Below are 11,243 nucleotides of genomic sequence, written 5' to 3'. Positions count from 1 at the left end.
CGGACACGTCGTCACCGGCATCTACCGCACCACCACCCGACCCACCTACGACGACCAAACCCGCACCCAAGTCACCACCGCCACCCAAACCACACCACCCAACCTCCAAGCACTACTCAACGGCAACGACACCTGGACGGTGGGCTGACCTACTTGGCGGCCGCCTTCTTCTTGTGGTTCCAGGCGGCGAAGCCGGCGTTCTCGGCGTCGGCGGGCGTCTTGAACCAGACGTCGGCCTTGGTGCGGCCGAAGTAGGGCGACTCGGCCGTGTGGAAGAGCTTCGAGGACTTCTTGCCCTTGACGGTGTACTCCTCGCCCGGGGCGCCACCGTCCGGCAGCGGCTTGGCCGAACCGGGGCCGAACGGCCCCTCCTCCCCGGCCGCGGGCGCGTCGACGGCCGCCGCGACGGTGGCCGGTGCCTCGGACTCGGCCTCGGACTCGGGGTCGGGCTCGGGGGCGACCTTCTTGCCGGCGGCGGCCTCCTCGGCGGCCGGGGTGTCCTCGGCGGCCGGGACGTCCTCCGGCGCTTCCGCGGGCTCCGCCGGCTCGGCGGCCTCCACGGCGGCCGGGCTGTCCTCGGCCGGCTCGGGCAGCTTCGCGGCCTCGCGCTCGCTGTCCAGCTTGTTGATCGCCGGGTCCTCCGCGCTCGCGGCCGGCTCCTCGACCTCTTCGGTGACGGTCGTGGACGCCTTCGGCTCCTCGGCCGCGACCGGCTCGACCGGCTCGGGTGCCGGCGGCGTGACGGGAGCCGCGGGTGCCACAGTGGTGGAGGTTTGCTTTGCCGAGCGCTTGGCCACGATGGACTTGAGCTTCTCGAACAGCCGGGTCAACCAATTCACGGGCCCTGCCTCCTCGCGAACGACGGGGTGCGGTCACGATCACCGATGTGGCGAGAACAATAGGGCACCAGGTGATCGCTACTTTTTCCGGTTGTCACCGGCTAGGTGACCGGCCGGAAACCGACCCGCTCCGCGTCGGCCGGCGTCTTGAACCAGACTTCCGCGATCGTGCGGCCGAACTGCGGCGACTCCGGCGTGCAGTACCGCAACGCGCTGACGCTGGCCTTGATCGTGAACTCCGGGGACGGCGAGCCCCCGTCCGGCAACGGCATCGCCGAGCCGGGGCCGAACGGGCCGCGGCCGTTCCCGTCGCCGCGCACGCGGTGCGGCGGCGGCACGATGGGCGTGTCCTCGGCCGGCACGACGGGCTCGAACAGCGCGCGCGGCGGCTCGCTCGCGGCCTCCGCACCGCCGCCATCCGTCGCGGTGGCAGCGCCCACCGGCTCGAGCTTCGACGACGTCTCCACGCCGAACGGCGTGTGGCCGCGAGGTTTGCCGGGCACGCGCTTCGGTAAGGGGTTGCCGGCCGGCTCCGCGCTGACGGTGACTCCAGGCATGATCTTCGGCTCGTTGGTCCCTGGTCGGCTCTTCTCAGCGCCGGAACGCCGTCCGCTCGCGGTACGCACCGCGTCGGCGGGGGACTCGGCACGTATCGCCGGCATGACCTCGGTCTGGCCTTGCGCGCTGCGATCCGGAGCGCTCGGCTCGGGCTCCGGTTTCCGCTGGGAGGCTACCTCCGCTCCACTGCCGACCCCGGTCTTCGACGCGCCGGGCGTGGCGGCCGGTTCGGACTCGAAGCTCCGTTCCGCCTTGCTCCCGGCGTCGTCTACGTCCGCGAGATCGTCGACGAGCGCGTCGGCCGGCTCGTCGCGCCGTGCCTCGCCCGACTCGTCGAGCCGGCGGATCAGCTCGCCGGGTATCGGGTGGGTCGTCTCGCTGAAGACCGTGCCGCGCCGTGCCGCGGGCTCCGGTTCGGGCTCGGGGGCGGCGTCGGCCTCGTCGTCCACCAGGCGGCCGACACCGAGCTGCCCCGGCTCGAACGCGCTCAGCGAGGTGGTGGCCTCCAGCGGCTCGGCGCCGGGGGCGTCGCTGTCGAACCAGCCGCGGCCCTTGGGCTGTGCCGGCACCTCGGGCGGCACCTCGGGCGGCGCCTCGAGGTCGCTGCCGCCGAGGTTGAAGTAGTGCGTCGCGGCGGCGCCGCTGTCGGCGAGCTCGGTGTCGGTCGAGTCGCGTTCGCTCGGCGAGCTGGTCTCCGGGGGCGCGCCGAGGCTGCCTGTGGTGAACGCGGAGCGCAGGCTTGAGGGCGACCGCTCGGCGGGGTCGCGGGAGGGGAGGGCGTAGGAGCGCGTGAGCTGCTCGGCCTCGTCCGGCGCCACGGGCACCGGCGAACGTCGTGCGTGACGCTCCTCACGCTCGGCGTCGTAGGCGTCGTACTCCTCGTCGAGGGCACGCCGGTCGGCGGGCTCGGCCGGGCGGCGGTAGCGGTTGGCCATGAGCTCGCCCTCGAGCCGCCCGACGCGCCGGCGGGCCGGACGGGCCACGAGAACCCAGCAGAGCAGTGCGCCGAGCAGGAAGGCCAGCGAACTCCACAACCAGACCTGCCCAAAGATCGGCATGGGTTTTACTCCCTCCGCGCGCCACCGCGACGCTGCAAGCGGTGCTCAGGCTACTGCGGTCGGTGTAGCGGTGGTCACGAGCCAGGCAATTACCTACCCGGGACACGCCAAGTGATCATGACCGGTGGCTCAGCGCGTCCGGGCCACCACGTAACGTGCCAACATGTCCAGGGCCTCGCGGGCCGGCCCCTCGGGGAGGTCGGCGAGCTCGGCGCGGGCGCGGTCGGCGTACTCGCTGAGCGTTCGCACCGCCTGCTCCAGACCCGGAGACTTCCGGAGCAACGTGAGCGCCTCGTCGACCAGCTCGTCGTCGGTGATGGGGGCGGCGAGCAGCGCACGCAGGCGCGGGTCGGGCTCTCCGGCGTTGTACTCGGGGGACAGCGCGTACAGCATCGGCAGCGTGAGCACGCCCTCGCGCAGGTCCGTGCCCGGGGTCTTGCCGGACTCGTCCGCGGGCGAGGCGATGTCGATGATGTCGTCGGAGATCTGGAAGGCGGTGCCGATCAGGTCGCCGAAGCGGTGCAGCGCCTCGATGTGGTCGGCCGGCGCGCCGGAGAACATCCCGCCGTAGCGGCCGGCCGTGGCGATGAGCGATCCGGTCTTCTGCCCGATCACGGCGAGGTAGTGGACGACGGGGTCGTCGCCGTCGAGCGGCCCGACGGTCTCGCGCATCTGCCCGGTGACGAGCTCCCCCATCGTCTCGGCGATGATCCGGGCGGCCTCGCTGCCCAGCCGCGCGACGAGCCCCGAGGCGTGGGCGAACAGGAAGTCGCCGGTCAGGATGGCAATGGTGTTGTCCCAGCGGGCGTTGACGCTCTCCTCGCCGCGCCGCATGGTGGCCTCGTCCATGACGTCGTCGTGGTAGAGCGTGGCGAGGTGCACCAGCTCGACGGCGGCCGCGGCGGTGACGACGTCGTCGTTGATCGACCCGGACACGCTGCCGGACAGCAGGGTGAACAGCGGACGAAAACGCTTGCCACCGGCCTTGACCAGGTGCGTAGCGGCCTCGTCGACGAACGAGACATCACTGCGCACGATGGTGCGCAACAGCTCCTCGACTCGCACGAGCCCCCCACCGACGGCGTCGACGAGCGCCGGATCGGCTCGATCCAGGCCCAGGGAAGCAGGGAGCCGCGGCATGGCTTGGTCGGCTGTCACGTGGCATCGCTCCCCACTTCGATTCCTTGCGGCACAGCCTAATGTCCCGGTTGCGAGCAGAACGCTGTGAAGGCGCTTACGGTGGCACTTCTCACCGGTTCCGCGGCAGCCGAGCCGGTTGGCAAGTGCCACGGCGGGGTGGAACCGACCCGGTCCGCCGCGGCTGGGCCTGTGACGTGCGCAAGGCCACGACGGAGGCCCAGGCAAGATCAACGGCGGCCTCCGGCCCCCCGATCATTCAGCCTAGCGACGGGGACCGACAAGATCGGTGCGAGCGGTTGAGTCCTGTGGACAACCGGCAGGTCGGTAGTAAAGCGAAACCCGCGAGTCCCAACGTAGGACTCGCGGGTTTCGAGCACTGGGCCTACTGGAGGGCGAAGTTGCCCGCGTTGGCCCAGTCCAGGGCGAAGGCCGGGATGATGCCGAGCAGCAGGGTGACCACCACGCCCAGGGTGATCGCCGCCGTGGTGAACGCGCCCGGGACCGTCACCGTCGGGCCGTCGGGGGCCGGCTCGCTGAAGTACATCAGCACGATCACCCGCAGGTAGAAGAACGCCGCCACCGCGGACACCACCAGGGCGATCACCACGAGCGGGGCCATGCCGTCGGACAGGGCCGCCGAGAAGACCACGAACTTGCCGATGAAGCCCGACGTCAGCGGGATGCCCGCCAGGGCCAGCAGCAGGAACGTGAACACGCCGGCCACCAGTGGCGAGCGTTTCGCGAGGCCCGCCCACTGGGACAGGTGCGTCGCCTCGCCGTCGGCGTCGCGGACCAGGGAGATCACGCCGAAGGTGGCCACCGTGGTGAAGCCGTAGGCGAGCAGGTAGAACAGCGTAGAGGACAGGCCGTCGGGGGTCAGCACGATCGCGCCGATCAGCAGGAAGCCCGCGTGCGCCACCGACGAGTACGCGATCATCCGCTTGATGTCCGTCTGCGTCAGGCCCAGCACCGCGCCGATGACCATCGACACGATCGCGACGCCCCACAGGATGCCGCGCCACTCCCAGCGCGTCGACTCCAGGCCGACCGACAGCACGCGCAGGATGCCGCCGAACGCCGCCACCTTCGTGCACGCCGCCATGAACGCCGTGATCGGCGTCGGCGCGCCCTGGTAGACGTCCGGGGTCCACGCGTGGAACGGGCCGACCGAGCCCTTGAACAGCAGGCCGACGATCAGCAGCGCCATGCCGCCGAACAGCAGCGTGTCCGACCGGTCCGTGCCCGCCGCCGCGTTCGCGATGTCCGCTAGCCGCACCGAGCCCGCGTAGCCGTACAGCAGCGCCAGCCCGTACAGGAAGAACGCCGACGCGAACGCGCCGAGCAGGAAGTACTTGACCGCCGCCTCCTGCGAGAGCAGCCGGCGCCGCCGGGCCAGGCCGCACATCAGGTACAGCGGCAGGCTCAGCACCTCGAGCGCAACGAACATCGTCAGCAGGTCGTTGGCCGAGCAGAAGACCATCATGCCGCCGAGCGCGAACAGCGTCAGCGGGAAGACCTCGGTCTGCATCTGGTACCGGGCCGCGTCGCGCCGGGCCGGGTGGGCGCCCAGCCGCTGCTCGCGGTCCTGCACCGTGCCCGGCCGGATCGCCGCCTGCGCCACGAACGCGCCGCCCGGCTCCACCGACCGGTCCGCGATCATCAGCACCGCGCCCAGCGCGAGCGCGAGCAGCGTGCCCCACAGGAACAGCGCCGGCCGGTCGATCGCGAGCGTGTTGGACAGCGTGAGCTCGCCGTCCGCCGGCGCGTCGGCGATGTACAGCGCCATCGACAGGCCCGCTGCCACGAGCGCCAGCAGCGTCAGGACCACCTGCGCCGGCCAGCGCTGGTGCCGCGGCAGGAACGCCTCGAACAGCACCCCGACGCAGGCCGCGCCGAGGATGATCAACATCGGCATGATCGCCGCGTAGTTGATCGGCGCGAGTGTCTCCTTACCCTGCTGGGCAGCGAAGGCGACGCCGGAAACGAGTGCGGACAACTCAGTTGCCTCCGTCCGAGATTCCGACCGCGTCCAAAGTGGAGTTGACGGTCGGGGTGATCACGTCGAGCACCGGCGCCGGGTAGAACCCGATGCCCACGACCAGCGCCAGCAACGGGGCGAGCACCAGCTTCTCCCGCCCACTCAGGTCGAGGATCGCCTTGCGGGCGCCGATCTCGGGCGCCACCACGGTGCCCGGGCCGCCGGCCACGTCGATCAGCGCGTTGCCGCGCACCGGGCCGTGAAACACCCGCTGGTAGAGCCAGAGCACGTACATCGCGGCGAGGATCATGCCGACGGTGGCGAGGATCGTGTACACGGGCTCGTTGCCATAGGACCCGATCAGCACCAGGAACTCGCTGATGAACGAGTTCGTGCCGGGCAGCGACAGCGTCGCTAGGCCGGCCACCAGGAAGAAGCCGGCGAGGACCGGCGTCAGCTTGGCCATGCCGCCGTAGTCCGCGATCAGCGTGGAGCCGCCGCGCACGATGACCATGCCGATCACCAGGATCAGCATGCCGGTCGCGATCGAGTGGTTGAGCATGTAGGTGACCGCGCCGACCTCGGACTGCGCCGAGAACGCGAAGATGCCGACCGCGATGAAGCCGAAGTGCGCGATGGACACGTACGCGATGAACCGCTTCATGTCCCGCTGCATCGTCGCGAGCAGCGCGCCGTAGAGGATGCCGGCCACGCCCATCACGAGCACGAGCGGCGCGAGCGTCTTGCTCGCCTCCGGGGTCATCGGCAGCAGGTAGCGCAGGAAGCCGAACGTGCCGACCTTGTCCAGGATGCCGACCAGCAGCACGGCCACGCCGATCGGCGCCTCCGCGGCCGCGTCCGGCAGCCAGGTGTGCAGCGGCACCAGCGGCGCCTTCACCGCGAACGCCAGGAAGAAGCCGAGGAAGATCCAGATCTGGTTCTCCAGCGGCGCGTCCGAGACGACCCGTACCAGCGTGGCCCAGTCGAACGTGCCGGAGCCGAGCTCGTCGGAGGCCATCGAGTAGGCGCCGATGGCCGACGCCAGCATGATCAGGCCGCCGAGGAACGAGTAGAGGAAGAACTTCACCGCCGCGTACTGCCGGCGCGCGCCGCCGTAGTTCCCGATCAGGAAGTACATCGGGATGAGCATGACCTCGAACAGCACGTAGAACAGGAACACGTCGGTCGCGGCGAACACGCCGACCGTGAGCGCCTGCTGCAGCAGGATCAGCGACAGGAAGCCGCCCGCCGACCGCTCGGCCGGCAGCTTCTCCGTCCAGCCCGCACCGATCACCAGCGGCACCAGCAGGCCGATCACGGCGATCATCACGAGCGCGATGCCGTCGATGCCGAACGACAGGTGCACGCCGAGCGCCGGGATCCAGTCGACCGAGAAGTACTGCTGCAGCCGCGCGCCGTCCGGGTCGTAGGCGGCCCACGACGCGATCGCGACGGCGAGCTCGACGATCGAGAAGCCGAGCGCGGTCTGCTTGGCCAGCCGGTCGTTGTCCCGCAGGAACGCGACAACGATCGCGCCGACCAGCGGGATCACCAGCAGCGCAATGAGCAGAATCGACGAGGAAGAGGAGGTCATGACTGCGCCCCCGGTGTCAGAGCCGGGTGCTCCCGGACCGCACCCAAGGGGAACGGAACGCGAACCGGCCACAAGTACGTGCTCGACGGGAGGGTCCGCGCCCAACGAGACCCACACTTTGAATTCCGGGGAGGCGGCACAGTCTCAGGCATAGCGCACCGCCAGGAACGCGATAAGGACCAGGATCGAGCCGCCGAGCATCGTCGCCGCGTACGAGCGGACGAACCCGGTCTGTGCCCTGCGCAATCGGCCGGAACTGCCGCCGAGCGCGGCGGCGATGCCGTTCACGATCCCGTCAACTCCCTTGTTGTCCACGTAGACCAGTGCGCGCGCGAGCCAGGTGCCCGGCCGGGCGACCAGCGCCTCGTTCAGCGCGTTGCCGTACAGGTCCTTGCGGGCCGCGCGGACCGGGAAGGCGACCCGCTCCGGACGCTCGACGGGCGTCGTGCGGCGGCCGACGAACAGCCACGCGAGCACGGCGCCGAGGAGCATCAGGGCGATGACGATGATCGTGGACGTGCCGTCCGGGATCACGTGCTGCTCGCTCTCGGACAGCTCGCCCAGCGACGGCGTGAGCCAGTCGGCCAGGCGGTTGCCGATCATGAAGTACGCGCCGGCGCCGACCGAGCCGATCGCCAGGATGATCATCGGCACGGTCATCACGGACGGTGCCTCGTGCGGGTGGAACTCCCGGCCGTCCGCGGACTTGATCGACTCCCACCGCTTCTCGCCGAAGAACGTCATGAACATCAGCCGGGTCATGTAGAACGCGGTGAGCGCCACGCCGAGCATGGCCGCGCCGCCGAACACCCAGCCGCGCCAGCCCTCCTCGCCCAGCGCCGCCTCGATGATCGCGTCCTTGGTGAAGTAGCCGGAGAGGAACGGGAAGCCGATCAGCGCGAGGTAGCCGAGGCCGAACGTGACGAACGTGATCGGCATGAGCCGCGCCAGCCCGCCGTACTTGCGCATGTCGACCTCGTCGTTCATGGCGTGCATGACCGAGCCGGCGCCGAGGAACAGCCCGGCCTTGAAGAAGCCGTGCGCGAGGAGGTGGGCGATGCCGAGCGCGTAGCCGAACGGGCCGAGGCCGACCGCGAGGATCATGTAGCCGATCTGGCTCACGGTCGAGTACGCGAGGACCTTCTTGATGTCGTCGTACGCGCAGCCGATGATGCACCCGATCAGCAGCGTGACCGTGCCGATGATCATCACGACCAGCCGGCCGTCCGCGGACATCTGGTAGATCGGGTTGGCGCGGGCGATGAGGTAGACGCCGGCGGTGACCATGGTCGCCGCGTGGATGAGGGCGGAGACCGGGGTCGGGCCCTCCATCGCGTCCGGCAACCACGCCTGCAGCGGGAACTGGCCGGACTTGCCGCACGCACCGAGCAGGAGCAGCAGCGTGAGCGCGGTGATCGTGCCGGGCGAGAGCTGGTCGAGGTTGCCGAACACCTCGGTGTACTGCGTGGTGCCGAGCTGGCTGAACATGATGAAGATCGCCAGCGCCAGGCCGACGTCGCCGACCCGGTTCATCAGGAACGCCTTCTTGGCCGCGGTCGCCGCGGACGGGCGGTCGGTGTACCAGCCGATGAGCAGGTACGACGCGAGGCCCACGCCTTCCCAGCCGAGGTAGAGCGTCACGAACCCGTTGCCCAGCACCAGGATCAGCATCGCGGCGACGAACAGGTTGAAGTACCCGAAGAACCGCCGCCGGTCCGCGTCCTCGGCCATGTAGCCGATCGAGTAGATGTGGATCAGCGCGCCGACGCCGGTGATCAGCAGCACGAAGCTGATCGACAGCGGGTCGATCCGCATGCCGAACTCGACCTGGAGGTTGGCGACCGGGATCCAGTCGAACAGCGAGACCTCCTGCACCCGCTCGGCGTCCGGCAGGCTCGTGAAGTCGAAGAAGAGCAGTACGCCGTAGACGAACGACGCGACGACGGTCAGGCTGCCGAGCAGGTGTCCCCAGGCGTCGGTGCGCCGGCCGCCGAGTAGCAGCACGACCGCGCCGATCACCGGGAACAGCACCAGGAGCCATGCCGAGCCCGCGAGGCCGGTGGCTTCGGTGACCTCGGCGGCCTGCTGTGCCGCCAGGTGTGTTGCAGTCACGGCCTTCCCCTCAGTACTTCAGCAGGTTGGAGTCGTCGACCGAGGCCGAGCGGCGGGTACGGAAGATCGACATGATGATCGCGAGCCCGACCACGACCTCCGCGGCGGCCACCACCATCACGAAGAACGCCATGACCTGGCCGCTCAGCGAGCCGTTGATGCGCGCGAAGGTGACCAGCGACAGGTTCACCGCGTTCAGCATCAGCTCGACGCACATGAAGACCACGATGGCGTTGCGCCGCACCAGGACGCCGACCGCGCCGATCGTGAACAGCAGCGCGGAGAGCAGCAGGTAAACGGTAGGAGTCACAGTTCCGCCTCCCCGGAATTCGAAGGGTCGGTCGCGCTGGGCAACGACGCTGCCGCCGACCACGTACTTGTGGCCGGCTCGCGTCCCGTACCCCCTGGGTGCGCTCGTGCGAGACGCGGCTCTGGCACAGGGAGGGTCATGACTCGCCTTCGTGCTTGGCCGACGGGTTGAGGGCGCGGCCCTCGGGCGCGGTCGACTTGCCGGCGACCGCGCGGCGCTCCTCGTCGAACTGCTCCGCCGCGGCCGAGTCGAGCAGCCGGGACAGCGACTCCGGCGCGACCGAGCCGTCGGGCAGCAGGGCCGGCGTGGCGACCGAGTTGGACGTGGCGAACACGCCCGGGCCGGGCAGCGGCGACGGGCGGTCGTGCTCGCCGCGGAAGCGGGCCTCGACGAGCTCGCGCTGGGTCTTGCGGCCGCGCGTGTGCCGGTCGACGTAGCCGAGCACCAGCCCGCCGACGGCGGCGGTGATCAGCAGCGCCGAGGTGAGCTCGAACGGGAACAGCCAGTCGGTGAAGATCGAGCGGCCGATGTTCGCGACGTTCGCGGCCCCGGTGCGGCCGTTGGCCTCGTCGCCCTGCAGGCCGACCGGGGTGACCGAGGTCAGCGACCGGGCCACCGCGGTGACCACGAGTGCGGCGAGACCGACGCCGAGCACGGTCGCGGCGAACCGCTGCCCGCGCAGTACCTCGACGACCGAGTCCGACGAGTCCCGGCCGACCAGCATCAGCACGAACAGGAACAGCATCATGATCGCGCCGGTGTAGACGATGATCTGCACGAACCCGAGGAACGGCGCCTGCTGGACCATGTAGATCACGCCGAGCGAGAGCATCGTGAGCACCAGGAACAGCGCCGAGTGCACCGCGTTCTTGGAGAAGATCATGCCGAGCCCGCCGAACAGCGCCAGCGGCCCGAGCACCCAGAAGGCGACGGACTCGCCGGTGGACATCGTGTTCTGCACGCCTTGCGCGAGAACCATTGCCGTGCTCACTTGACCTCCCCCTTCACCGGGTCGGGGTAGCCCCACTTGCGGGCCAGGCGCGGCGCTTCGACGTAGTAGTCCTGCTCGGTGTCGCCGAGACGCATCGGGTGCGGCGGTTGCTCCATGCCCTTCAGCAGCGGCGCGAGCAGGTCCTCCTTGGTCCAGATGAGGTCCTGCCGGTTGTCGTTCGCGAGCTCGTACTCGTTGATCATCGTGAGCGACCGCGTCGGGCAGGCCTCGATGCACAGGCCGCAGCCGATGCAGCGCAGGTAGTTGATCTGGTAGTCCATGCCGTAGCGCTCACCGGGCGAGAAGCGCGCCTCTTCGGTGTTGTCGGCGCCCTCCACGAAGATCGCGTCGGCCGGGCACGCCCAGGCCCACAGCTCGCAGCCGCCGCACTTCTCCAGCCCGTCCGGGTGCCGGTTGAGCTGGTGGCGCCCGTGGTAGCGGGGCGCGGCCGGGGCGCCCGCCTCCGGGTACTCCTCGGTGACCACCTTCTTGAACATGGTCCCGAAGGTGACACCGAAGCCCTTCAGCGGATCAAAGATCCCCATCGTCTGACTCCTTCTCGGCATCCTGACCGCCGCCGACGGTCGCGGGCCGCCGCCGTGCCGACCGGCCGCGGACCGCCTTGCGCCTGGACGGCTTGGGTATCTCGAGATCGAGCGGCGG

General features: G+C 70.1%; 9 protein-coding genes. All 9 read right to left on the bottom strand.

Translation table 11 applies throughout. The features are described from left to right. Window positions 1-149 precede the first annotated feature (149 nt). The 9 genes from VH969_RS00750 to nuoI all read right to left on the bottom strand — a co-directional run bounded on the left by VH969_RS00750 (window position 150) and on the right by nuoI (window position 11,125). Window positions 150-839 (bottom strand): sunset domain-containing protein, encoded by a 690-nt coding sequence (locus VH969_RS00750; protein ID WP_331968615.1) that lies wholly within the window; start codon window positions 837-839, stop codon window positions 150-152. Window positions 840-940: 101 nt separating this feature from the next. Next, window positions 941-2,455, bottom strand: coding sequence for a sunset domain-containing protein (locus tag VH969_RS00745; RefSeq protein ID WP_331968612.1), 1,515 nt, complete (start codon window positions 2,453-2,455; stop codon window positions 941-943). Window positions 2,456-2,584: 129 nt separating this feature from the next. After that, a complete protein-coding gene (locus VH969_RS00740; RefSeq protein WP_331968621.1) occupies window positions 2,585-3,595 on the bottom strand; it encodes a polyprenyl synthetase family protein in 1,011 nt (336 codons plus the stop codon). A gap of 382 nt (window positions 3,596-3,977) precedes the next feature. Further along, window positions 3,978-5,591 (bottom strand): NADH-quinone oxidoreductase subunit NuoN, encoded by a 1,614-nt coding sequence (nuoN, locus tag VH969_RS00735; RefSeq protein WP_331968609.1) that lies wholly within the window; start codon window positions 5,589-5,591, stop codon window positions 3,978-3,980. A 1-nt stretch (window position 5,592) separates the two neighbouring features. Next, complete coding sequence (locus VH969_RS00730) at window positions 5,593-7,167, bottom strand: NADH-quinone oxidoreductase subunit M (protein ID WP_331968606.1); 1,575 nt, start codon at window positions 7,165-7,167, stop codon at window positions 5,593-5,595. Between the two features lie 144 nt (window positions 7,168-7,311). Then, window positions 7,312-9,279, bottom strand: a complete 1,968-nt coding sequence (gene nuoL, locus VH969_RS00725) for an NADH-quinone oxidoreductase subunit L (protein WP_331968603.1) — start codon at window positions 9,277-9,279, stop codon at window positions 7,312-7,314. 10 nt (window positions 9,280-9,289) lie between these two features. Beyond that, complete coding sequence (gene nuoK / locus VH969_RS00720) at window positions 9,290-9,589, bottom strand: NADH-quinone oxidoreductase subunit NuoK (protein WP_331968600.1); 300 nt, start codon at window positions 9,587-9,589, stop codon at window positions 9,290-9,292. A gap of 136 nt (window positions 9,590-9,725) precedes the next feature. Next, window positions 9,726-10,568 carry an NADH-quinone oxidoreductase subunit J gene (locus VH969_RS00715; RefSeq protein ID WP_331968618.1) on the bottom strand — a complete coding sequence of 281 codons (843 nt, stop codon included), beginning with the start codon at window positions 10,566-10,568 and terminating at the stop codon, window positions 9,726-9,728. 8 nt (window positions 10,569-10,576) lie between these two features. Beyond that, window positions 10,577-11,125, bottom strand: a complete 549-nt coding sequence (gene nuoI, locus VH969_RS00710; protein WP_331968596.1) for an NADH-quinone oxidoreductase subunit NuoI — start codon at window positions 11,123-11,125, stop codon at window positions 10,577-10,579. Window positions 11,126-11,243: the final 118 nt, after the last annotated feature.

The organism is Actinophytocola sp., from assembly GCF_036555685.1.
In the GTDB taxonomy this organism is placed as follows: domain Bacteria; phylum Actinomycetota; class Actinomycetes; order Mycobacteriales; family Pseudonocardiaceae; genus Actinophytocola.
The sequence above is the reverse complement of the archived record's forward strand: the minus strand, read 5'-3'. Positions and strand labels throughout refer to the sequence as shown.